This is a genomic window from Pseudomonas sp. TE21394, assembly GCF_054057835.1.
In genome coordinates this window covers 4,434,087-4,453,982 of record NZ_JBSRZR010000001.1, presented here as the reverse complement: position 1 = coordinate 4,453,982, position 19,896 = coordinate 4,434,087, and the positions used below count along the sequence as shown (strand labels likewise).

The following is a 19,896-nucleotide window of genomic DNA, read 5'->3' as shown; positions in this document are numbered from 1 at the left end:
CCCCGCATGACCGGCCTTTGCGTTGCAAAGGGCCACACCTGCGGGGCCGCCGCTGATTTTCACAACCCCAAGCGCAACGCCTCGCCCACCCCTGCCCCGCGCACGTCGTCGGCCGCGCTGACCAAGGCAAAGTTGTAGGCCCCGTGCGACCAATAGCGCGCCTCCAGCTGGCCCTCCACGCGCTGCCCGTCGGGCATGCGCCGGTACTGCTTGCCCGGTGAGCGCAGGAACAGGCTGATGCGCTGCCCCTTGCCGTCCTCGAACACCAGCAACGCCGCCGGGCCTTGCTCGTTGCTCAGCAGGCGCGCGCCAACCGGCGTGAAGCCGTAGCCTGCCAGGTCTGGCAACTGGCCCACGCGGCTGAAATGCCGGCCCAGCCAGTCGCGCAACTGCGCCGGGTCGCTGGCCTGGATATCCAGCGCCTCGCTGTCGGCGAACAGACGGTGCGCCTGGACGGCATCGGCCATCGGCAGGCTGGCCTGCGTCAGGCTCAGGTCGCGTACCTGCCAACCGCCCAGGCCGCCCACACCCAGTGCCAGCAGCAGTACCGCTGCCGTCGCCCAGCGTCGCTGACGGCGCTGGCGCACTTGCCGCTGCAACCGAGCAAAGTCCAGCTGTGCCGCCCCGGGCAGTTCGGCAAAGCCGGCCAGCGCTGCGCGCAACCGGCGGGCATCGGCACGCCAGCCCTCGACCTTGGCCGCTGCCTGCGGGTTGGCCGCCAGCCAGGCCTGCACTTCGGCGCGGCGTGCGGGCTCGAGGCGCTCATCGACATAAGCGTGCAATTCTTCTTCGCTGGGGATCAGGCGCGTCATTTGAGTCTCCGCAAGGCCGTTGGCTGGGGGGCACCTTCGGTGAGTTGGCGCAAGGCATTGCGCGCGCGCGACAGGCGCGACATCACGGTGCCGATGGGGACGCCAAGCGCCTGGGCGGCCTCCTTGTAGCTCATGCCTTCGATACTGACCAGCAGCAACAACGCACGTTGTTCTGCCGTCAGCCGGGCAAACGCCTGCAAGTCGGCCTGGGCCAGGATGGTGGCTTCGAGGTTGTCGCCAGCCGGTTCCTCGTCACGCTCGCCACCGCCAAACCAGGACAGCCAGCGCGCATGCAGGCGCTCACGGCGTTTAGCGTCAAGGAACAGCCGGTAGAGAATGGTGAACAGCCAGGCGCGCAATGCATCGGCGTCACGTTGTTGATCGCGCCGGCTCAAGGCCCGCTCTACCGTGGCTTGCACCAGGTCATCGGCGCTGCCCGGCTCGCGCGTCAGCCACACGGCAAAGCGGCGCAGGCGGGCCAGCAGCTCGCGCCACTGGTGGTCGTCCAGATCGTGCATGGCAAAGTCCCGGCCTCTGAAGGTGTCAGTGTAAGGGGCAGACGCCTGTCATGAAATTTTATTCCAGCCGAGGGAATAAGCCTTTGCCGACGGCGTCGTACCGGCACCTTCACTGAACCGGACAATGACCATGAACTCACCCCTGCACGGCCAGGCCAGGGCCTTGCGCCTGGCGGCCATCGGTGCCGTGATGCTGGCCGCCGGCGCCAGCTTTGCCTATGCCGCCGGCTGGCTCGGCGAGCCCCGGCTGACGCCACAACGAATCATCGACACGTTCGAAGCCCAGGCTGGGCACTACCCAGGCTATCGCAAGAACCACGCCAAAGGCCTGTGCGTCAGCGGCTACTTCCAGGCCAGCGGGCAGGCCGCCAGCCTGTCCACGGCGCGCGTTTTCAGCCAGCAGCGGGTGCCGGTCACCGGCCGTTTCGCGATCGGCGGCGCCAACCCGTTCGCCCCCGATACCGGCATACCGGTACGCAGCCTGGCTATCGAGCTACGCACCGATGACGGCCAGGTCTGGCGCACCGGCATGAACAACCCGCCGGTGCTGGCGGTCAGCACCCCGCAAGGGTTCTATGAGCAAGTGCTGGCGAGCGCGCCGGACCCGGCTACCGGCAAACCCGACCCAGGCAAACTGCAGGCATTCTTCGCCGCGCACCCGGAAAGCGCGGCGTTTCGCCAGTGGATAGCCGCCTACAAGCCCAGCAACAGCTTCGCCAGCACGCAATACCACAGCATCAATGCCTTCCGCCTGATCGATACAGCCGGCGGCGCCCACCCGGTACGCTGGCAACTTGAGCCACACACCGCGTTTGCCGCGTTGCCTACCCAGGTCGATGACCAGCAGTTCCTGCAACACGACCTGCAGCAACGCCTGGCCCAGGGCCCATTGCGCTGGACCCTGCGCCTGGTCCTGGCCGAGCCGGGCGATGCGGTGGATGACCCGGCCCGCCCGTGGCCTGCCGAGCGGCGCAGCGTGGATGCCGGCACCCTGGTGCTGGAACAGGTCGATGCCCCCGAACAAGGCGCCTGCCGTGACCTCAACTTCGACCCGCTGATCCTGCCCCACGGTATGGAAGCGTCGGCTGACCCGATCCTCGCCGCCCGCTCCGCCGCCTATTCGGAATCCTTCAACCGCCGCAGCCGTGAATCGCTCAGCACTGGAGCCCGCCCATGAGACCCGAAGCCTTCCACCCGGTCGCCCGCCTGCTGCACTGGCTGATGGCCATCCTGATTCTGGCCATGTTGTTCATCGGCGTGAGCATGGTCGCGGACCTGTCGCCGCGCCATACCGTGCTGATCGGCCTGCACAAGGCTACTGGCCTGGCCCTGCTGGTGCTGGTAGTGCTACGCATCGGCGTACGCCTGGCTCTGCCCCACCCGCCTTTGCCAGGCGACCTGCCAGCTCCGCAGCGCTGGGCAGCCGGGGCCTCGCACCTGCTGCTGTATGGCTTGATGCTGGCCATGCCACTGCTGGGCTGGGCCATGCTGTCGGCGGGGGGCTACCCGCGGCCGCTGGGCCTGCCGGCGATCGCCCCACACGACCTGCAGCTCTACGCCGTGTTGCGCCAGGCGCATGGCTGGGCCGGCTACCTGCTGTTTGCCACCGTGCTGGTGCACGTGGGGGCTGCATTGATGCATGCGTGGGTGCGTCGTGACGGGGTGTTGCGCAGCATGTGGCCCGGCCCTTTGCGCCGCAACCCGTGACCGCCAGCAGACCGGGCGCTCGACAACCGATGACGATTCCTGATCAACTTGGCCTTCTGTCTGCCGCACTGCCCTGGACTGCCTGATGAATGCTGCAAAGGATCCTGCCACTCTCCTCCCGGCCAGCGCGCTGGACCTGCGCCCGCTGCTGCTGGCCAACATGGCCTGTACCTTGTCGATGATGGCCTTTGTCGCCCTGATCGGCCCGATTGCCCGGCAGCTCGGCATGGCCACCTGGCAAGCCGGTGCCGCGGTTACCGTGGCGGGAGTGGTCTGGGTGCTGCTGGCACGCCCCTGGGGGCGCGCAGCGGATCGCTTCGGCCGTCGGCGCGTCCTGCTGCTGGGCAGCGCCGGCTTCACCCTGGCCTATTGGCTGATGTGCCTGTTCATCGAAGGTGCATTGCGCTGGTTGCCGGGCGCGACGCTGGCGTTCATCGGCCTGACCGTGGCGCGCGGCTGCATCGGTGCCTTCTATGCCGCCATACCGGTGGGCTGCAACGCGCTGATCGCCGACCATGTCGAACCCCAACGCCGGGCCCGAGCCATGGCCGCGCTGGGCGCCGCCAACGCCGTTGGTCTGGTGGTTGGGCCAGCATTGGCCGCGCTGTTGGCGCGGCATAGCCTGAGCCTGCCGTTTCACATACTGTCGCTGCTGCCAGCCAGCGCCTTCCTCCTCCTGCTGTTCAGCCTCAAGCCACAGGCGTTGCCGCACCGCCATGTCCCGCGCCCGGTGCAGCTGAACGACCCGCGTCTGCGTCGCCCCCTGCAGGTTGCATTCTGCGCCATGCTCAGCGTCACGGTCTCGCAGATCGTGGTCGGCTTCTTCGCCCTCGACCGCCTGCACCTGGGCCCAGCCGAAGCCGCCCAGGCCGCCGGCATCGCCCTGACCACAGTGGGCGTGGCACTGATCCTGGCGCAAGTACTGCTGCGCCAGCTGGAGTGGCCACCACTGAAAATGATTCGGCTGGGCGCCACGGTGTCGGCCCTGGGTTTTGCCTGCGCGGCACTCGCAATCACCGCACCGTGGCTGTGGGCCTGCTATTTCGTCGCGGCGGCGGGCATGGGCTTTGTGTTCCCGGCGTTTTCGGCGTTGGCGGCCAATGCCATGCACGCGTCGGAGCAAGGCGCTACAGCCGGCGCCATCGGCGCGGCGCAGGGCATGGGCGCGGTGATCGGGCCGCTGGCGGGCACCTTGGTATACGCCCTGGACCCAAGCTTGCCGTTCCTGGCCGTTGCGGCCCTGTTGCTGCTCGTCGGGCTGTGGCCGATACCCAGCGCACAACGGCCCTGACAAGCACAGCGCGCAAGCGTGCAGAGTGTGTTTTAATGCGCATCGCTCATTATTTTTGACACCTCTTGAATACAAGGCGGCTATGGACACGGGGACGCGACTCAAACTGGTGCGTGAACGCAACAACCTCTCCCAACGGGAACTGGCCCGCCGCAGCGGGCTGACCAATTCGACCATTTCGCAGATCGAGCAGAATCGCGTCAGCCCTTCGGTCAGTTCCCTGAAGAAACTGCTCGAAGGCATCCCCATGAGCCTGGCCGAGTTCTTCAGCTTCGACGAGCCGGTGCGCGAAGAGCGCTACGTGTTTCGTGCCGGTGAACAGCCAGACCTGGGCCGCAATGGCTTGCGCATGCTGCTGGTGGGCGCCAGTGTCGAAGGCCGACAGATGCGCATGCTGCGTGAACTGTACGCACCGGGTGCCGACTCGGGCGAACCGATCGTGCATGCCGAGGGTGAAGAGTGTGGCCTGGTCACCCGCGGTACCGTCGAGTTGTGGGTCGATGGCCAGGTGAGCGTGCTCAACTCGGGCGACGGCTACTACATCCCCACTACCCTGCCGCACAGCTTCAAGAACATCGGCCCGGACGAGGCCGAGATCATCAGCGCCAACACCCCGGCGAATTTCTGATCCGGCCGAACTGCCGCGAAGGGCCGCACAGCGGCCCCCCGACAGGAGCAGCATGAACACTCGGACTATCTACCAATGTCTGCGTGATGCAGCGCTTGGCATCCATGCCTTGTCCGTTGAAGCCCGCCACGATCACGGCCTGGTCGATATCGATATCCAGGGCTGGCAGCTGACCCTCGTTATGGATGCCGAAGGCCTGGCCCAATGCATTCACTGCAAGGCGCCCAACGGTGAACAGGCCGGACTCGAGGATTGGCAGCGCTATGGCACCAACCCGACCGACCTGCTCAGCCTATGGGAACGCACTCAGCTGGAACGGCTGCTGTCGCCCTGACACAGCGCCTGCTCGACAAAGTCCAGGCGGTCCTGGCCAAAGAACATCTCGTCGCCGACAAAGCAGGTCGGCGCACCAAACACCCCGCGCCCCACAGCTTCTTCGGTCACCTGCCTGAGCGCAGCCTTCACCTGCTCATCCGCCGCCAGCGCGCGGAATGCCTGCGGGTCGAAGCCGCCCTGGCTGAGCGTATCGTCAAGGATCGCGCTATCGCCCAGGTTGCGACACTGCACAAACAGCCCAGTGAACAGCACCGCCAGTAACGCCTCGAACCGCTCCGGCGAGCGCAGCTGGGTGCCCAACGCCCCACGCATCAGGGTCAAGGTGTTGACCGGGAACCCCGGCGGCAGCTCGAATGCAACCCCATAGCGCGCGGCGAAGCGCGCCAGGTCGATGAACATGTGACGCCCCTTGGCCGGGATCATGACCGGCGAGGCGTTACCGATGGCCTGGAAAACCCCACCCAGCAGCATTGGTCGGTAGCGCAGCGTGGCACCTTGGCGGGCACACAGCCCTGGCAGCTGGGTCCAGGCCAGATAGCTGGCCGGGCTACCCAGGTCAAAAAAGAAGTCGACAGTCTTGTGCATGATGACGGTCCTTGCTCGGTGAAAGGGGCTTTACCAACGTTCCAGCCAGGGGCGCAGGTCCAGCTCGAAGGTCCAGGCGTCGCGGGGCTGGGTGTGCAGGAACCAGTAGCTGTCGGCAATGTGGGCCGGGTCGAGAATGCCATCCTGATCCTTGAGGGCGTAGCGCTCGGGGAAACTGTCACGGATGAAGGCAGTGTCGATGGCGCCATCCACCACCACGTGGGCGACATGGATGTTTCGCGGCCCCAGTTCGCGCGCCATGCTCTGCGCCAGGGCGCGCAAGGCGTGCTTGGCCCCGGCGAATGCCGCAAAACCCGCCGCGCCACGGGTGCCCGCGGTGGCGCCGGTGAACAGCAGCGTGCCGCGCTCGCGCTGGACCATGCGCCGGGCCACCGCCTGGGCGGTGAGGAACCCGGCAAAACAGGCCATTTCCCAGATCTTGAAGTATTTGCGCGGGGTTTCTTCAAGCACACTGCAGGGCACATTGGCTCCAATATTGAATACAAATGCTTCGATCGGGCCGATATCACGCTCAATGGTATCAACCAGCGCCGCCACGTCCTCCTCCTTGCGCGCATCGGAGCCAAAGCCGTGGGCCTGGCCGCCGGCAGCGCGAATTTCGTCCAGCAGTGGCTGCAACCGGTCAGCCTGACGCCGGGTCACACAGGCGATATAGCCCTCGCGGGCAAAGCGCTTGGCAATCTCGCCGCCAGTCGCATCGCCCGCCCCTACCACCAGCACTACTTTCTGTTGTTCTGGCATGCCTGCACCCATTAGTGAATGATCGTTTAGTAAACGAACGCTATGTTATGATCGCCGCCACCGTCAAGCCCGCCCGCAGAGGCAAGCGAATGCGCTACACCAACGAACACAAGCAGCAAACCCGTGAGCGGCTGCTGGCCAGCAGCGGCGCCCTGGCCAAGCGCGGGGGCTTTGCCAGCACCGGCGTGGCCGGGCTGATGAAGGCGATCGGCCTGACCGGCGGCGCCTTCTACAACCACTTCCCGTCCAAGGACGACCTGTTCACCGAGGTAGTGCGCCAGGAACTGTGCAATAGCCCGCTGGCGCGCCTGGCCAACCAGGAGGCCAGCCGCGAACGCCTGGGCCGTTGCCTGCAGCAGTACCTGAGCCTGGCCCACCTGCACAATGCCGAAGGTGGCTGCCCGCTGCCGCCGTTGGGGGTGGAGATTGCCCGGGCCCAGGCCCCCGTGCGCGCGGTGGCCGAGCATTGGCTGGTGGAACTGCACCGGGCCTGGAGCGCGACCCTGGAGGACGACGAGTTGGCCTGGGTGCTGATCAGCCAGTGCGTCGGCGCCTTGCTGGTCGGGCGCATGCTGGCCACCGAGCGCGTGCAGTCGCAGGTGCTGGATGCTAGCCGCCACTTCGTCCAGAAGGCCCTGCATGAAGCGGATTAGTCTCCTGCTGGGGCTACTGGCCCTGCCTGCGTTCGCCGAACAAGCCTGCCCGCCAGGGCAGTACCAGGTGTGCCTGATGGGGTGTTTCTGTGCGCCCATTGACCCCGGGCAGGCCGGGCAGATTTTCAGGGACGTTGAAGTGCTGGCTTCTTCCAGCCTGACCTACGCCTTGCAGCAGGCCCGCGACCAGGCCACCGCCGACGGCGTGCAACCGATCCCGCTGCATATCCGCGCGCAACTCGAACCCTGGTATGACTTCGCCGTGCTCGACGCGGCACGTTTCCGGGTGGGTAACGAACAGCAGATGAGCGCGGCCAACGCGCTACTGCAGAACCCTGATGTGAATGCCGTGACGCTGATCGACACGATCATCTTCCGCCGCGCTTCCGACGCCGAGGACAACGTGGCCTTGTGGGCACACGAGCTCAAGCATGTGCAGCAGTATCAGCAACTGGGTGTGGAAGAGTTTGCCCGTCGCTACACGCGCAACTATGACGAGCTGGAAGCGCCGGCCTACAAGATCGAGGCTGAAGTGGGCAAGGCGCTGCGCGCGCGTGGTTCAGGGCAGGCCAGGTAAATGCCGACGGTCGCCGTGCAAGGGCGACCGGGTCGCTGGCGAATCCGCGTGTCAGGACGCCGCCGATACCTCTTCGGGCACCTGCTCACGGCTGGCGTAACGTTGCGCCAGTACCGCACAGACCATCAGCTGGATCTGGTGGAACAGCATCAGCGGCAGGATCATCGCGCCAATGCCACTGCCGACGAACAGCACCTGAGCCATCGGTACCCCGGTGGCCAGGCTTTTCTTCGAGCCGGCGAACAGGATGGTGATGCGGTCCTCCAGGTCAAAGCCCAGCAGCTTGCCGAGCAACCGGGTACCGTACAGCACCACCGCCAGCAAGATCCCGCATACGGCAAACAATCCGGCCAGGTGTTGTGGCGATACCGTGTGCCACAGCCCGGTGACTACCGCCTCGCTGAAAGCGGTGTAGACCACCAGCAGGATCGAGCCCTGGTCTACCACCTTCAACCAACGCGCATTGCGCTTGACCCAGGCGCCGATCCAGCGCCGCGCGATCTGCCCGGCCACGAACGGCACCAGCAATTGCAGGGTGATCTTCAGCACTGCGTCCAGACCCGAGCCGGTATCGCCACTGGCTCCGAGCAACAGCATGACCAGCAAGGGGGTGAGGAAGATGCCCAGCAGGCTGGATGCCGCCGCGCTGCAGATGGCCGCTGGCACGTTACCGCGTGCCAGCGAAGTGAAGGCGATGGCCGACTGCACCGTAGCCGGCAAGGCACACAGGTAGAGCACGCCCAGGTACAGTTCGTTGCCCACCAGCGGTACGAACAGTGGCTTGAACGCCAGCCCCAGCAGCGGGAACAGCACGAAGGTGCAGGCGAATACCAGCCCGTGCAGGCGCCAGTGCCCGGCACCGGCGATGATCGCCTCGCGCGACAGCTTGGCGCCATGCAGGAAGAACAGCAGGCCGATGGCCAGGTTGGTCAGCCAGCCGAAATACACCGCACCGTCGCCCGAGCAGGGCAGCACGGTGGCGATCAGTACCACCGCGAGCAAGGCCAGGGTGAAGTTGTCGAACAACATGCGCAAATATTTCATTACCGTTTCCGTGTTGTCATTGTGCAAGGGCAGACGATAAGGTCTTCGGCTTTTCGCCGCTAACGCCGGAACCCCCACCGGTATCGCTCAACGGACACTCTCCCGCAAAAGGACCCGCCCATGCCTTTCCCCCGCCTGGCCGCACTTGCCGCCGCCCTTTTCCTCAGCCTGGGCCATAGCACCGCCGAGGCCGATGACCAATTGCAGGCCAAGGTCGACCGGATCATTCGCCCGCTGATGCAGGAACAAGGCATCGCCGGCATGGCCGTAGCAATCTATGCCCGCGACCATGCTCACTACTTCAGCTATGGCGTGGCCAGCAAGGCCGACAACGTGCCGGTCAGCCGCGACACGCTGTTCGAGGTCGGTTCGCTGAGCAAGACCTACACCGCCAACCTGGTCGCGCTGGCCAGTGCCGAGGGCGCGCTGGACCTCGCCGCCCCGGCCAAGCGCTATCACCCAGCCCTGGCCGGTGCCCCCATCGGCGAGGCGAGGGTGCTGGACCTGGGCGCCTACAGCGCTGACTGCCTGCCGTTGCAGTTCCCGGATGCGGTGCAGACACCGCAGCAGGTGGTCGATTTCTTCCGCCACTGGCAGCCCCGCGCCGAAGCGGGTGTCCAGCGTTGCTACTCCAACCCCAGCCTGGGGCTGTTCGGCGACCTGGCAGCGCGGGCCCGGCATCAGCCGTTTGCCACGCTGATGAGCGAGGGGTTGCTGGCGAAAATGGGCCTGCAGAACACGTATCTGCAGGTTCCGGCCGACGCCCAGGGGCTATATGCCCAGGGCTACGACGCCAACGACCGTCCAGTGCGGGTCGGCCCTGGTCCGTACGCAGACGAGGCTTACGGCATCAAGACCAGCGCCAGCGACCTGCTGCGCTATGTGCGCCTGCACATGCAGCCGGACGGCCTGCCTGCCGCACTGGTGCAAGCGACAACCACCACCCGGCAGGGCTATTTCCAGGTTGGCGCCATGACCCAGGGCCTGGGCTGGGAGCGTTACCCGTATCCGGTCACGCTGGATACCCTGGTCGCCGGCAACGGCCCACGGCTCATCCGTGAACCTCAGGCAACCACGCGCTTGCAACCTGCCCTGCCCGCGTTGGCGGCCGCCTGGTACAACAAGACTGGCTCGACCAACGGCTTCGGCGCATACGCCGCTTTCGTGCCTGCCGAACAACTGGCCGTCGTACTGCTGGCCAACCGCAACTACCCGAACGAAGCGCGCGTGCGCGCAGCCTTTGAGATTCTCTCCGGGCTCTAGTTGCGGCTGCGATTGTCAGACAAAACGACATAATGTAGTGAGCAGAAATATTCACTACAAAATGGTTGACGCCGTTTATCGCCCTTGGGCATGATGAAGCCGTCTCCCTGATCGGGAGCGGTGGCAAGGGTGTTCCAGACGGCCTGCGCGGTAACGCAGGCCGTCCGTGGAGAGGGAAACTGTCCAAAAGGCAGCGTGAGAAAGCCCCTGTTGCGATGCTGCTGTAGCAGCCTTGGTAGTGCGCTACACCGCGATAGCGCCAACTGTGAAAAATCACTACGACTGGGTAATGGGGGCTTTATGATGAACCTGAACAACAATCCGACTATCGACCAATTGGCTCAGCTGTTCGCCGTACGCAAGGACAGCCTTGACGACCACCTGCTGTGGGTCAGCCAGACCGGTGAAGTGCGCCTAGACCGCCTGCCACCGAACACCGTCGAAGATGAATTCGAAGAGCACCTGCCCAGCATGCGTGCTCGCTTCAAGGTCTACCGTCGTGGCCAAGGCTACGTCGGCAAGAAGGCCGCCGCCGACACCGAGTTCGTCGGCCGCGTCCTGCAGACCCTGCAAAAGGAATGGCCCACTGCCCGTGAGCAGCAGGCCGTCAAGGTGATCGAATCGATCAATTGAGGGTTCATACCCTTACTTGAGCCCGGCCTGCATAGGCCGGGCTTTTTCATGCCTGGCGCCGGTGGTTGCGGGTTTCCGGCAGCGGCAAGGCACCGGTGGCCATGGCGCGGGCGCGGTTAACGCCCCAGACCAATGCACGGGTCATGGTCTCGCCCGGCCGTGCAGGGTAATACTCCTCCAGCAATGCCCGCCCGTCCCGGCCATACAAACCCAGGAACAGCTGGGTCGCCCCCAGGCGCGACAGGCGCACCTGCACGTCCAGCGTGGTGCCGTCACTGAGCGCTTCATCATGGCAGCGGCTATGCAGCTGGGCATCGGCCCACTGCCAATAAGTCTCTTCCCTGACTCGCATGAGCATTCATCCTCCGTTACAGGAATGCGACGTCAGGAAAGCACAGCCTTGGCAATCCGGCGAGCGCTACCCGGCAATGCCATGAGGCGGATCAACGAATTGCAATAAAAACCCCGCCGTTCGGCGGGGTTGTACCAGGGCGGCATCACTTTTTCAGTGGCACCCGCGGCATGAAGCGGCCTTTCTTGCTGCGCTGCAAATGTGCTGGCTGGAGCTGTTCGGAATCATCCAGCGTCATGTGGGCGAAACCCAGGCGGAATGCCGCCTGGCCGCAACGCACCTGGCTGTTGATCGGGAACGCGTCGTTCAGGTCTTCGAAAAAGGATTCGCTCATGCCCTGTCTCCCTCCAGTGGCGGACGCGCCGACAACCAGAAGGGTTGCCCAGGTAAACGCGCCCAGTGAAAAAGAGACTAGCTGGTCATTTGCAGACCGTTCGGACTGCAACCCCGAACCCGACCAGCGGCGGAGCGCTCTACTTCAGGCGCACCGCCGTGCCGGTGGCAAATACCACGACCATGCCGCCCTGTACCGACGGCATGCTGATCTCGAAATCCACTCCCACTACCGCATCGGCTTGCAACTGGCGTGCCCGCGCTTTCAGCTCGTCGGTGGCCTGTTCCCGGGCTTCGCGCAATGCGCTTTCCAGGGTTTGCGAACGGCCGCCGAAAAAATCGCGAAAACGTGCAAAGAAATCGCGCACGAAATTGATGCCTTGCACCGATTCGGAGCTGACTACGCCCAAATATTCGGCAATCGGGCGGCCTTCGAGCTGGCTGGTGGTGGAAATGATCATGGGTGCACTCCATTGGCCTGGCAAAGGAGCCCGATTCTAACAGCCCCGAGGGCCTTCCTTCATGCACTGACCGCGCGCAAGCGCTGGCCGATGCGCGCGCCGAACACGTTCACCAGCAGCCCTGCCATCACCAGCAAGGCACCCCAGCCCTGGGTTGCGCTCAGGCGCTCGCCCAGCAACAACGCCGACGAGCTCAGGCCGATGACCGGCACCAACAGGGAAAATGGCGCTACCTTGCCTGCCGGGTGGCGCGACAGCAGCTTGCTCCACAGGCTGTAGCCCAGCATGGTGGCGACAAACGCCAGGTAAGCCAGGGCCAATACCGAACTCCAGCTGATATTCGCCAGGGCATGACCGATGCGCTCCGGCCCCTCCAGCCACCAGGACAAGGCCAGGAACGGCAGCGGCGGGATCAACCCTCCCCAGATCACCAGTGCCACCAGGTCAACCGAGCCAAACCGCCGGGTGATGATGTTGCCCAGCCCCCACATGGCGCCGCCGCACAGGGTCAGCACCAGCGCCAGCACCGGGACATGGCCACCGTCTTCGCTGCCGATCAGCGCCAGGCCGCTGGCTGCCACCAGCAGCCCTAGCACGCTGGCCAGGCGCAGCCGCTCGCCGAGGAACAGCGCGGCAAAACCGAGGGTGAAAAAGGCCTGCGACTGCAGGATCAGCGAGGCCAGCCCTGGCGGCATGCCGCTGTACATGGCCTGGAACAGGAAAGCGAACTGGCCGAGGGAAATGGTCGCACCGTAGGCGAACAGCCAGCGCCACGGCAACTGCGGCCGCTTGATCAGCAGTATCGCCGGGAACGCCACCAACAGGAAGCGCAGTGCCCCCAGCAGCATCGGTGGCAAGCCATCGAGGCCAACTTTGATGACCACGAAGTTGACTCCCCATGCAACGATCACCACCAGGGCGATGAGCAGGTCCTTGAGCGGCATTGCGTTATCCTTTTCCAGGCGTTCTAGACATATTTCGTTACAGCATAAGGCCATTCCTTCACCGGCCACCAGCACAGTTGCTGCCCAACCTTACGCAACAGTGCACTGTTTTACCTTGGCAACTTCACTTGACCCTACTTGTATATACATGCTGATATTGCTGGCGATATCATCGGCCTCGCCTGCCGCCGATGACTGACTCGCCAAGACAAATACAATGAAGCGGAGCAGCGTATGTCCAGCAAACCCGTAATCGAGCGGCGCTCGATCGACTACATCCCCGAAACTGAGCGCCATGGCCGCGTGTACAGCCAATTCACCCTGTGGCTGGGCGCCAACTTGCAGATCACTGCCATCGTCACCGGCGCACTGGCCGTGGTGCTCGGTGGTGATGTGTTCTGGTCGCTGATCGGCCTGCTGCTCGGCCAGTTGATCGGCGGCGCGGTCATGGCCCTGCATGCTGCACAGGGCCCGCGCCTGGGGCTGCCGCAGATGATTTCCAGCCGCGTTCAGTTCGGGGTCTACGGCGCGGCCATACCGATGGTACTGGTATGCCTGATGTACCTGGGCTTCACTGCCACCGGCACGGTGCTCTCCGGGCAGGCGATCGGCCAGCTGCTAAGCGTCAGCGACAGCACCGGCATCCTTATCTTCGCCAGCGTCATCGTGCTCGCCACCCTGGCCGGATACCGGGTAATCCACTGGATCGGCAGAGTCGCCAGTGTGCTGGGCATCATTGCCTTCGTCTACCTGTTCAGCCGTATCATGATGTTGGCTGACATCGGCCAGTTGCTCGACAACCGCCACTTCAGCTGGGCATCGTTCCTGCTGGCCGTCTCACTGGCGGCATCCTGGCAGATCGCCTTCGGCCCGTATGTCGCCGACTACTCGCGCTACCTGCCAAGCAGCACCTCACCACTCAAGACCTTCCTCGCCGCAGGCCTGGGCTCGGTGATCGGCGCCCAGGCGTCAATGGTCCTCGGGGTGTTCGCCGTCGCCATTGCCGGCGGCCAGTTCTCCGGTCGCGAAGTGGCCTACATCGTTGGCCTGGGCGGTGCCGGCGGCACCGCAGCGCTGCTGTATTTCTGCATCGCCTTCGGCAAGGTGACCATTTCGACGCTCAATTCCTATGGCAGCTTCATGTGCATCGCCACCATCATCAGCGGTTTCCGTGGCCACCTGGTGGTCAGCCGCGCACAACGCCTGCTGTTCGTACTGGCTATCGTCGGTGCGGCCACCTTGCTCGCCCTGCTTGGCCAGCATTCGTTTCTCGGCGCGTTCAAGTCGTTCATCCTGTTCCTGCTGACGTTCTTCGTGCCCTGGAGTGCGGTCAATCTGGTCGACTACTACTTCATCACCAAGGAGCGTTACGACATCCCTGCCCTCGCCGACCCGCAAGGCCGCTATGGCCGCTGGAACTGGCCCGGGATCGTCGTCTACACCGTGGGTGTGGCGATACAGATGCCGTTCATCGACACCAAGCTGTACACCGGGCCGATGGTCGCGCACCTGGGCGGCGTGGATGTATCGTGGATGATCGGCCTGGTAGTGCCGAGCGTGCTCTATTACCTGGTGGCGCGTCAGCAGGCACACCACGCGCCAGCGTCGATGATCGTGCCTGGGACGCACTGAACCGCGCAGACACGGCCTGCAGCAACCTAGCGGCCTCGTATCGCGAAAAGGCCGCAAAGCCGCCCCAGTTTCAGCGTCAGCGCCGAGTTCTCTGGGGCTGCTTGGCGGCCCTTTTCGCGACACAAGGTCGCTGCTACAGCGTCAGCGTCTGGTACTTGACTCAGGCAGCAACGAACAGTTCGTTGGCAATTTGCGCCTGGGCAGCGTCGATCGCCTGGCTGCGCTGCTCAGGGCCGTAAGCCAGGCCATGGGCGCGAACGATTTCCAGGTCGGTGATACCGATGAAGCCGAGGAACACCTTGAGGAAGTCTTCATGCCCGGCAGCGGTCGGCTGGCCAGCGTGCAGGCCACCGGCAGTCGACACCAGCACGACTTTCTTGTTGCCGCACAGGCCTTCCGGGCCGGCCTCGGTGTAACGGAAGGTCTGGCCGGCAACGGCAACGCGGTCGATCCAGGCCTTGAGCTGGGTCGGCACGGTGAAGTTGTACATTGGCGCACCGATTACCACCGCATCCGCGGCAAGGAACTCTGCCAGGGTTTCCGCGCTCAGCCTGGCTTCGAAGGCCTGGGCTGCGTCGCGCATGTCTTCCGGGGTGCCTGCCGCTACCAGGGTGGCAGCGGAGAAGTGAGCGATGGCGTCAGCGGCCAGGTCACGGTACACCACTTGCACGTTCGGGTCGGCCGCTTTCCAGGCGTCGACCACTTCACGGCTGAGTTGGCGAGAGGCGGAATTGTCGCCCAGGATGCTCGAATCGATATGCAACAGTTTCATGGGATTCTCCTGTGAATGACGACCGCAGCGTTGGGCGATCAGGATGGGAGAATCCTATCGGGGTAGCCAATGAGTGATAAGACCTCGAAAATGCGTTAGTTTGTCCCACATATGGAACAGTGAGACATTCCCATGCAAGACCTCAACGACCTTTTCTACTTTGCCCGCGTGGTCGAAGCCGGTGGTTTCGCAGCCGCCGGGCGCCAGCTGGGCATCCCCAAGTCCCGCCTGTCGCGGCGCATCGCCGAGCTTGAGGAACGCCTGGGCACCCGCCTGTTGCAACGCACTACCCGGCAACTGAAGCTCACCGCCGTGGGCGAGCGCTACCTGCACCACTGCCAGGCCATGCTGCTGGAGGCCGAAGCCGCCGACGAAGCGGTGGCCAGCATGAGCAGCGAGCCGCGTGGGCGCTTGCGGGTGTCCTGCCCGGTGGCGCTGGCCCACGCGTTCCTGCCGGATGTCGTCAGCCGTTTTCTCGAGCAGTATCCACTGGTGCAATTGGACATGGTGCTGCTCAACCGCCGCGTCGACCTGATTTCCGAAGGCATCGACGTGGCCTTGCGGGTACGCGACCTGGGCGATGAAGACCCGGCCCTGGTCACCCGCCGCCTGCGCCAGGCACAGATGCAGCTGGTTGCCGCACCGGGTTTCGCCGACCACATCCGCGAACCCGCCGAACTGGCCTCGTTACCGGTGCTGGGCGCCGCCGAAGCGGACCGCCTGGTACACTTTCGCCTGTTCGGCCCCCACGGTAAACGGCAGGAAATCGCCCTGGAACCGCGGCTGGCCATCGATGATTTCGTAGTACGTAATGCAGCCGTACGGGCTGGCCTCGGGTTTACCGCACTGCCCAGCATGTTCTGCGAAGAAGAACTGGAACGTGGCGAACTGGTGCGCCTGCTGCCGGACTGGTCGCTACCGGGCGGCTACCTGCAGGCGGTGTACCCGCACCGCCGGGGTTTGCTGCCGGCGGTACGGGTGTGGATCGACCATCTGGCGGCGTCATTCGAGGCCTGTGGAGAACAGTATGTCTGAGCGAAGCCTGAGCGAAGCCGAGGTGGCGGCGTTCTGCCAGAGCCTGCCAGGGGCGCGGGAAGACTACAAGTGGGGCGGCATCCGGGTGTTCTCGGTGGCGGGCAACAAGATGTTCGCGGTACTCGACCTGGCGGGCGCGGGGTTGTCGTTCAAAGTGGCCGACGAGCTGTTTCTCGGCTACTGCGACCGCCCGGGGGTGCGGCCTGCGCCGTATCTGGCGCGGGCACGCTGGATCAGCATGGCGCCGCCCTACCCGATGGCGCGCGAGGAACTGTGTGATTTACTGCGGCGCTCGCACCAACTGGTGGTGCGGCGCTTGCCCAAGCGGCTGCAGGCAGGGTTGCTGTTGTGTCCTTGCGATCAACCAAAGGCTAGATAACGCCCGTCAAGAAACAGCCAGTGCGCCCAGAACACCTGGTGCAGCAGCACGATGCCCCAGCACACCAGCTGATACGAGACCTTGCGCGTCTTGTGCCGAAACAGCTGCTGCGCCAGCAGTGCCCCCGGCCAGCCACCCAGCAGCTCACTGCCATGCAGCACCTTTTCCGACGTACGCCAGGCTTGGCTGCGCGCCTGTTGTTTATCCTGCCAGTACAGCAGCAGGCTGATCAGGCTCATCGCCGGGTACAACGCCAGCAGCCACCAGGCTTGGTCGAGCCAGGCCATGCGCGCCACTCCCAGGCCTGGCAACAGGCACAGCAGGCCCAACAGCAGCAGCTTCAGGCGCACCTTGCGTACGCCCTCCCGCGGTGCTGCCCTTGTTGCCTCAGCCATGTGCCGTCGCCCAGTCAACCCAGCCGAACTGCCAGGTCGCCAGAATCAACAGGCCAAAGGCGATGCGATACCAGGCAAACGCCGCGTAGCTGTGGTTGGCAATGAACTTGAGCAGCGCACGCACTGCGATCATGGCGAAAATGAACGAGGTCACGAAACCAAGGGCAAAGACCGGCAGATCGCTGGGCTGGAACAGGTCGCGGTACTTGTAGCCAGAGTACACCGCGGCCCCCACCATGGTCGGCATGGCCAGGAAGAACGAAAACTCGGTGGCAGCCTTGCGCGACAGGCCGAACAGCAGGCCGCCGATAATCGTCGAACCGGAGCGCGAAGTGCCCGGAATCATCGCCAGGCACTGGATGAAGCCGATCTTCAGGGCATGGCTCCAGCGCATGTCGTCCACGTGGTCGACCTCCACACGGTGCTGGCGACGCTCGGCCCAGAGCATGATCACCCCACCCACCACCAATGCCGCCGCTACAGTGATCGGGTTGAACAGGTATTCATGGATCAAATCGGCGAACAGCACGCCCAGCACCACTGCTGGCAGGAATGCCAGCAGCAGGTTGCCGGTGAAACGCCGCGCCGTCGGCTGGCTGGCCAGGCCGAAGACCACGTCGAGAATCTTGCCCCGGAACTCCCACACCACCGCCAGGATCGCCGCCAGCTGGATGATGATGTTGAACGCCATGGCCCGTTCGCCAGCAAACCCGATCAGGTCGGCGACGATGATCTGGTGACCGGTACTGGATATCGGCAGAAACTCCGTCAGCCCTTCGACCACACCCAAGATGATTGCCTGAAAGGCAGTCCAAAAATCCATCATTCCCCCGCTGGAGCGCTGCTCGTTGCAGGCCCCTTGTTCTTGATTTGCTTGAAATTGCCGCGCGCGGCCTGGCTGTTTTACAGCGTCTGTTGGGCGCAATGCCAGCAGAAAAGTTCGCCCCGTCTAAAGGTTTCATCTTGCGCGGCCGACATCCTAGCAGAGCGCCTTTGCAATCGCCTCGTACGACCGCTGCAGGCTATCAGTCGCATAGCACTTAGCCATTAGTCGAGTAGGGCCATGGCGGAAAGCATGCTTGGATGCACCGGAATAAAAAGAACAATGCGGGAGCTGTGGATGAAAACCCTGAGATCGATGTCTATCAGCCGCCGCCTGTGGCTGATCCTGCTGGTCGCGGTGGCCATGCTGCTGGTGCTGGGCCTGCTGATGCTGCGCCAGATCCATGGCGACCTGTACCAGGCCAAGGCGGAAAAGACCCGCCACGTGGTGCAGACTGCCGCCGGCGTACTGGCTTATTACCAAGGCCTGGAGACGGCCGGCACGCTCAGCCGCGAGGCGGCCCAGCAACAGGCGTTGCAAGTGGTGCGCGCGCTGCGCTACGACCATGACGACTACTTCTGGATCAACGACCTGGGGCCGAAGATGATCATGCATCCGGCCAACCCCAAGCTCGACGGCCAGGACCTGTCAGGCATTCGCGACCCCGACGGCTTTGCGTTGTTCAACGAGATGGTCGCCCTGGCCCGCAAACAGGATGCCGGGCCGGTCAACTACCGCTGGCCCAAGCCCGGTGCCAGCGAGCCAGTGGCCAAAACCTCGTATATCCAGCTGTTCAAGCCGTGGGGCTGGATCATCGGCTCGGGCGTCTACGTCGATGACGTGCAGGCCGAGTTCAACCGCCAGTTGCGCGACGCCTCGCTGGTCGGCCTGGCCATTGCCCTGCTGATGGCGCTGGTAGTGATGCTGATTGCCCGCAGCATCGCCCGCCCGCTGCAGGAAGCAGTGCAGGCCATGGGCAACATAGCCAGCGGCGAAAGCGACCTGACCCGGCGCCTGGACACCCACGGCCGCGACGAAATCACTTATCTGGGCGAGCACTTCAACCGCTTCAACGGCAAGCTGCAAGGTGTGGTCGGCCAGTTGCAAGGGGCGGCCCATGCCCTCGCCCAGTCGGCCGGGCATGTGGGTGACAATGCCGGTGCCGCACAGCAGCACAGCGCCCAGCAATCGCTGCAGATGGACCAGGTGGCGACCGCCGTCAACGAGGTCACCTACGCCGTGCAGGACGTGGCCAAGACCGCCGAGCAGGCGGCCGGGGAAATGCGTACTGCGCAGCAGCAGGTGGCGCACGGCCAGCAGGCCATCCACGGCAGCCTGGCGCAGATCGACCAGCTGTCGCTGACCATTGACCAGGCCGTGCAGGTGATCCGTGACCTGGCCGGGCACAGCACACGCATCGGTGGCGTGCTGGACGTGATCCGCTCCATCGCCGAGCAGACCAACCTGCTGGCGCTGAACGCGGCCATCGAGGCGGCACGGGCCGGCGAGCAAGGCCGAGGCTTCGCGGTGGTCGCCGACGAGGTGCGCCTGCTGGCGCAACGCACGGCGCAGTCGACGGCCGAGATCCACACCATGATCGAGCACCTGCAAAGCCAGTCGGACGCTGCAGTCAAGGCCATCGACACCAGCAGCGAGGCCTCGCGCCAGACCGTCGAGCAAGCCCGCGAAGCCGGTGCCAGCCTGGACGCCATCAACCAGGTGCTGAACAACCTCACCGCCTTGAACGCCTCGATTGCCAGCGCCACCTTGCAGCAGTCGCATGTGGTCGAGGAGATCAACCGCAACGTGCTGGATACCGCCGGCCTGTCGCAACAGACCGCCGATGCGGCGCGGCAGTCCAGCGAAGCCGGCGCGGCGCTGGGGCGGTTGAGCGAAGAGCTGGAACAGCTGTTGCGGCAGTTCAAGGTGTAACGTCAGGAATACCGGGGCTGCAAAGCAGC

The 19,896-nt window shown here is 64.6% G+C and carries 25 protein-coding genes and 1 pseudogene; 14 read left to right on the top strand and 12 right to left on the bottom strand.

Going from position 1 to position 19,896, the window contains the following annotated elements; translation table 11 throughout:
- Positions 1–59: 59 nt before the first annotated feature.
- A complete protein-coding gene (locus ACVWZT_RS20515) occupies positions 60–812 on the bottom strand; it encodes an anti-sigma factor family protein (protein ID WP_296232880.1) in 753 nt (250 codons plus the stop codon).
- The gene (locus ACVWZT_RS20510; protein WP_457471059.1) at positions 809–1,330 is read right to left on the bottom strand and encodes a sigma-70 family RNA polymerase sigma factor; all 522 of its coding nucleotides are present in this window, start codon (positions 1,328–1,330) and stop codon (positions 809–811) included. The genes ACVWZT_RS20515 and ACVWZT_RS20510 overlap by 4 nt, the downstream gene beginning before the upstream one ends.
- A gap of 124 nt (positions 1,331–1,454) precedes the next feature.
- Between ACVWZT_RS20510 and ACVWZT_RS20505 the strand changes: the two genes are divergently transcribed.
- From ACVWZT_RS20505 to ACVWZT_RS20485, 5 genes are all read left to right on the top strand, one after another.
- On the top strand, positions 1,455–2,507 hold the full coding sequence (locus ACVWZT_RS20505; RefSeq protein WP_457471058.1) for a catalase family peroxidase: 1,053 nt from the start codon (positions 1,455–1,457) through the stop codon (positions 2,505–2,507).
- Positions 2,504–3,037: a cytochrome b gene (locus ACVWZT_RS20500; protein ID WP_296232883.1), complete on the top strand. Its 534-nt coding sequence runs from the start codon at positions 2,504–2,506 to the stop codon at positions 3,035–3,037. Before ACVWZT_RS20505 ends, ACVWZT_RS20500 begins: the two co-directional genes overlap by 4 nt.
- Before the next feature lie 85 nt (positions 3,038–3,122).
- Positions 3,123–4,328: an MFS transporter gene (locus tag ACVWZT_RS20495; RefSeq protein WP_457471056.1), complete on the top strand. Its 1,206-nt coding sequence runs from the start codon at positions 3,123–3,125 to the stop codon at positions 4,326–4,328.
- Positions 4,329–4,410: 82 nt separating this feature from the next.
- Positions 4,411–4,956 carry a cupin domain-containing protein gene (locus ACVWZT_RS20490; RefSeq protein WP_087500627.1) on the top strand — a complete coding sequence of 182 codons (546 nt, stop codon included), beginning with the start codon at positions 4,411–4,413 and terminating at the stop codon, positions 4,954–4,956.
- Positions 4,957–5,008: 52 nt separating this feature from the next.
- On the top strand, positions 5,009–5,290 hold the full coding sequence (locus ACVWZT_RS20485) for a DUF7693 family protein (RefSeq protein WP_296232888.1): 282 nt from the start codon (positions 5,009–5,011) through the stop codon (positions 5,288–5,290).
- Here the strand turns inward: ACVWZT_RS20485 and ACVWZT_RS20480 are convergent.
- Together ACVWZT_RS20480 and ACVWZT_RS20475 are read right to left on the bottom strand one after the other, a co-directional pair.
- Complete coding sequence (locus ACVWZT_RS20480; protein ID WP_457471055.1) at positions 5,263–5,877, bottom strand: 2-hydroxychromene-2-carboxylate isomerase; 615 nt, start codon at positions 5,875–5,877, stop codon at positions 5,263–5,265. The two genes, ACVWZT_RS20485 and ACVWZT_RS20480, sit on opposite strands and share 28 nt — an antisense overlap.
- A gap of 30 nt (positions 5,878–5,907) precedes the next feature.
- Positions 5,908–6,639: an SDR family oxidoreductase gene (locus ACVWZT_RS20475; RefSeq protein WP_457471053.1), complete on the bottom strand. Its 732-nt coding sequence runs from the start codon at positions 6,637–6,639 to the stop codon at positions 5,908–5,910.
- A gap of 89 nt (positions 6,640–6,728) precedes the next feature.
- On the opposite strand from ACVWZT_RS20475, the gene ACVWZT_RS20470 reads away from it, so the two are divergent.
- On the top strand, positions 6,729–7,292 hold the full coding sequence (locus ACVWZT_RS20470) for a TetR/AcrR family transcriptional regulator (RefSeq protein WP_457471052.1): 564 nt from the start codon (positions 6,729–6,731) through the stop codon (positions 7,290–7,292).
- Positions 7,279–7,869, top strand: a complete 591-nt coding sequence (locus ACVWZT_RS20465; RefSeq protein WP_457471050.1) for an eCIS core domain-containing protein — start codon at positions 7,279–7,281, stop codon at positions 7,867–7,869. Before ACVWZT_RS20470 ends, ACVWZT_RS20465 begins: the two co-directional genes overlap by 14 nt.
- A 51-nt stretch (positions 7,870–7,920) precedes the next feature.
- Here ACVWZT_RS20465 and ACVWZT_RS20460 read toward each other — a convergent pair whose 3' ends face one another.
- A complete protein-coding gene (locus ACVWZT_RS20460; protein ID WP_457471049.1) occupies positions 7,921–8,913 on the bottom strand; it encodes a bile acid:sodium symporter family protein in 993 nt (330 codons plus the stop codon).
- 120 nt (positions 8,914–9,033) lie between these two features.
- Between ACVWZT_RS20460 and ampC the strand changes: the two genes are divergently transcribed.
- Both ampC and ACVWZT_RS20450 read left to right on the top strand, forming a co-directional pair.
- Positions 9,034–10,176: a class C beta-lactamase gene (gene ampC / locus ACVWZT_RS20455; protein WP_457471047.1), complete on the top strand. Its 1,143-nt coding sequence runs from the start codon at positions 9,034–9,036 to the stop codon at positions 10,174–10,176.
- A 300-nt stretch (positions 10,177–10,476) separates the two neighbouring features.
- On the top strand, positions 10,477–10,809 hold the full coding sequence (locus tag ACVWZT_RS20450) for a hypothetical protein (RefSeq protein ID WP_296232897.1): 333 nt from the start codon (positions 10,477–10,479) through the stop codon (positions 10,807–10,809).
- 46 nt (positions 10,810–10,855) lie between these two features.
- On the opposite strand, the gene ACVWZT_RS20445 is transcribed toward ACVWZT_RS20450, so the two are convergent.
- From ACVWZT_RS20445 to ACVWZT_RS20430, 4 genes are all read right to left on the bottom strand, one after another.
- Positions 10,856–11,167 (bottom strand): hypothetical protein, encoded by a 312-nt coding sequence (locus tag ACVWZT_RS20445; RefSeq protein ID WP_296232898.1) that lies wholly within the window; start codon positions 11,165–11,167, stop codon positions 10,856–10,858.
- A gap of 139 nt (positions 11,168–11,306) precedes the next feature.
- A complete protein-coding gene (locus ACVWZT_RS20440; protein ID WP_003253897.1) occupies positions 11,307–11,495 on the bottom strand; it encodes a hypothetical protein in 189 nt (62 codons plus the stop codon).
- A 139-nt stretch (positions 11,496–11,634) separates the two neighbouring features.
- The gene (locus ACVWZT_RS20435) at positions 11,635–11,955 is read right to left on the bottom strand and encodes a YbjQ family protein (protein WP_296232900.1); all 321 of its coding nucleotides are present in this window, start codon (positions 11,953–11,955) and stop codon (positions 11,635–11,637) included.
- Between the two features lie 59 nt (positions 11,956–12,014).
- Positions 12,015–12,899, bottom strand: coding sequence for an EamA family transporter (locus ACVWZT_RS20430; RefSeq protein ID WP_296232901.1), 885 nt, complete (start codon positions 12,897–12,899; stop codon positions 12,015–12,017).
- A gap of 234 nt (positions 12,900–13,133) precedes the next feature.
- On the opposite strand from ACVWZT_RS20430, the gene ACVWZT_RS20425 reads away from it, so the two are divergent.
- Positions 13,134–14,531 (top strand): purine-cytosine permease family protein, encoded by a 1,398-nt coding sequence (locus ACVWZT_RS20425; protein WP_296232902.1) that lies wholly within the window; start codon positions 13,134–13,136, stop codon positions 14,529–14,531.
- Positions 14,532–14,691: 160 nt separating this feature from the next.
- On the opposite strand, the gene ACVWZT_RS20420 is transcribed toward ACVWZT_RS20425, so the two are convergent.
- Positions 14,692–15,303 (bottom strand): FMN-dependent NADH-azoreductase, encoded by a 612-nt coding sequence (locus ACVWZT_RS20420; protein WP_457471044.1) that lies wholly within the window; start codon positions 15,301–15,303, stop codon positions 14,692–14,694.
- Positions 15,304–15,435: 132 nt separating this feature from the next.
- On the opposite strand from ACVWZT_RS20420, the gene ACVWZT_RS20415 reads away from it, so the two are divergent.
- Together ACVWZT_RS20415 and ACVWZT_RS20410 are read left to right on the top strand one after the other, a co-directional pair.
- Complete coding sequence (locus ACVWZT_RS20415) at positions 15,436–16,338, top strand: LysR substrate-binding domain-containing protein (RefSeq protein ID WP_296232904.1); 903 nt, start codon at positions 15,436–15,438, stop codon at positions 16,336–16,338.
- Positions 16,331–16,717 (top strand): MmcQ/YjbR family DNA-binding protein, encoded by a 387-nt coding sequence (locus tag ACVWZT_RS20410; protein WP_457471042.1) that lies wholly within the window; start codon positions 16,331–16,333, stop codon positions 16,715–16,717. The genes ACVWZT_RS20415 and ACVWZT_RS20410 overlap by 8 nt, the downstream gene beginning before the upstream one ends.
- Here ACVWZT_RS20410 and ACVWZT_RS20405 read toward each other — a convergent pair.
- A complete protein-coding gene (locus tag ACVWZT_RS20405) occupies positions 16,699–17,112 on the bottom strand; it encodes a DUF1294 domain-containing protein (protein ID WP_457471039.1) in 414 nt (137 codons plus the stop codon). The two genes, ACVWZT_RS20410 and ACVWZT_RS20405, sit on opposite strands and share 19 nt — an antisense overlap.
- Positions 17,105–17,935 carry an undecaprenyl-diphosphate phosphatase gene (locus ACVWZT_RS20400; protein WP_457471037.1) on the bottom strand — a complete coding sequence of 277 codons (831 nt, stop codon included), beginning with the start codon at positions 17,933–17,935 and terminating at the stop codon, positions 17,105–17,107. Before ACVWZT_RS20400 ends, ACVWZT_RS20405 begins: the two co-directional genes overlap by 8 nt.
- A 240-nt stretch (positions 17,936–18,175) precedes the next feature.
- Here ACVWZT_RS20400 and ACVWZT_RS20395 point away from each other — a divergent pair.
- Both ACVWZT_RS20395 and ACVWZT_RS20390 read left to right on the top strand, forming a co-directional pair.
- Positions 18,176–18,994, top strand: a pseudogene (locus ACVWZT_RS20395) (cache domain-containing protein); the annotation flags it as partial.
- 138 nt (positions 18,995–19,132) lie between these two features.
- Entirely contained in the window at positions 19,133–19,867 is a 735-nt protein-coding gene (locus ACVWZT_RS20390) for a methyl-accepting chemotaxis protein (RefSeq protein WP_414707190.1), read from the top strand.
- Positions 19,868–19,896: the final 29 nt, after the last annotated feature.

Coding starts and splice junctions, on each gene's coding strand:
- ACVWZT_RS20515 (WP_296232880.1), bottom strand. CDS start 812: ATGACGCGCCTGATCCCCAGCGAAGAAGAATTGCACGCTTATGTCGAT.
- ACVWZT_RS20510 (WP_457471059.1), bottom strand. CDS start 1,330: ATGCACGATCTGGACGACCACCAGTGGCGCGAGCTGCTGGCCCGCCTG.
- ACVWZT_RS20505 (WP_457471058.1), top strand. CDS start 1,455: ATGACCATGAACTCACCCCTGCACGGCCAGGCCAGGGCCTTGCGCCTG.
- ACVWZT_RS20500 (WP_296232883.1), top strand. CDS start 2,504: ATGAGACCCGAAGCCTTCCACCCGGTCGCCCGCCTGCTGCACTGGCTG.
- ACVWZT_RS20495 (WP_457471056.1), top strand. CDS start 3,123: ATGAATGCTGCAAAGGATCCTGCCACTCTCCTCCCGGCCAGCGCGCTG.
- ACVWZT_RS20490 (WP_087500627.1), top strand. CDS start 4,411: ATGGACACGGGGACGCGACTCAAACTGGTGCGTGAACGCAACAACCTC.
- ACVWZT_RS20485 (WP_296232888.1), top strand. CDS start 5,009: ATGAACACTCGGACTATCTACCAATGTCTGCGTGATGCAGCGCTTGGC.
- ACVWZT_RS20480 (WP_457471055.1), bottom strand. CDS start 5,877: ATGCACAAGACTGTCGACTTCTTTTTTGACCTGGGTAGCCCGGCCAGC.
- ACVWZT_RS20475 (WP_457471053.1), bottom strand. CDS start 6,639: ATGCCAGAACAACAGAAAGTAGTGCTGGTGGTAGGGGCGGGCGATGCG.
- ACVWZT_RS20470 (WP_457471052.1), top strand. CDS start 6,729: ATGCGCTACACCAACGAACACAAGCAGCAAACCCGTGAGCGGCTGCTG.
- ACVWZT_RS20465 (WP_457471050.1), top strand. CDS start 7,279: ATGAAGCGGATTAGTCTCCTGCTGGGGCTACTGGCCCTGCCTGCGTTC.
- ACVWZT_RS20460 (WP_457471049.1), bottom strand. CDS start 8,913: ATGAAATATTTGCGCATGTTGTTCGACAACTTCACCCTGGCCTTGCTC.
- ampC (WP_457471047.1), top strand. CDS start 9,034: ATGCCTTTCCCCCGCCTGGCCGCACTTGCCGCCGCCCTTTTCCTCAGC.
- ACVWZT_RS20450 (WP_296232897.1), top strand. CDS start 10,477: ATGATGAACCTGAACAACAATCCGACTATCGACCAATTGGCTCAGCTG.
- ACVWZT_RS20445 (WP_296232898.1), bottom strand. CDS start 11,167: ATGCTCATGCGAGTCAGGGAAGAGACTTATTGGCAGTGGGCCGATGCC.
- ACVWZT_RS20440 (WP_003253897.1), bottom strand. CDS start 11,495: ATGAGCGAATCCTTTTTCGAAGACCTGAACGACGCGTTCCCGATCAAC.
- ACVWZT_RS20435 (WP_296232900.1), bottom strand. CDS start 11,955: ATGATCATTTCCACCACCAGCCAGCTCGAAGGCCGCCCGATTGCCGAA.
- ACVWZT_RS20430 (WP_296232901.1), bottom strand. CDS start 12,899: ATGCCGCTCAAGGACCTGCTCATCGCCCTGGTGGTGATCGTTGCATGG.
- ACVWZT_RS20425 (WP_296232902.1), top strand. CDS start 13,134: ATGTCCAGCAAACCCGTAATCGAGCGGCGCTCGATCGACTACATCCCC.
- ACVWZT_RS20420 (WP_457471044.1), bottom strand. CDS start 15,303: ATGAAACTGTTGCATATCGATTCGAGCATCCTGGGCGACAATTCCGCC.
- ACVWZT_RS20415 (WP_296232904.1), top strand. CDS start 15,436: ATGCAAGACCTCAACGACCTTTTCTACTTTGCCCGCGTGGTCGAAGCC.
- ACVWZT_RS20410 (WP_457471042.1), top strand. CDS start 16,331: ATGTCTGAGCGAAGCCTGAGCGAAGCCGAGGTGGCGGCGTTCTGCCAG.
- ACVWZT_RS20405 (WP_457471039.1), bottom strand. CDS start 17,112: ATGGCTGAGGCAACAAGGGCAGCACCGCGGGAGGGCGTACGCAAGGTG.
- ACVWZT_RS20400 (WP_457471037.1), bottom strand. CDS start 17,935: ATGGATTTTTGGACTGCCTTTCAGGCAATCATCTTGGGTGTGGTCGAA.
- ACVWZT_RS20390 (WP_414707190.1), top strand. CDS start 19,133: ATGGACCAGGTGGCGACCGCCGTCAACGAGGTCACCTACGCCGTGCAG.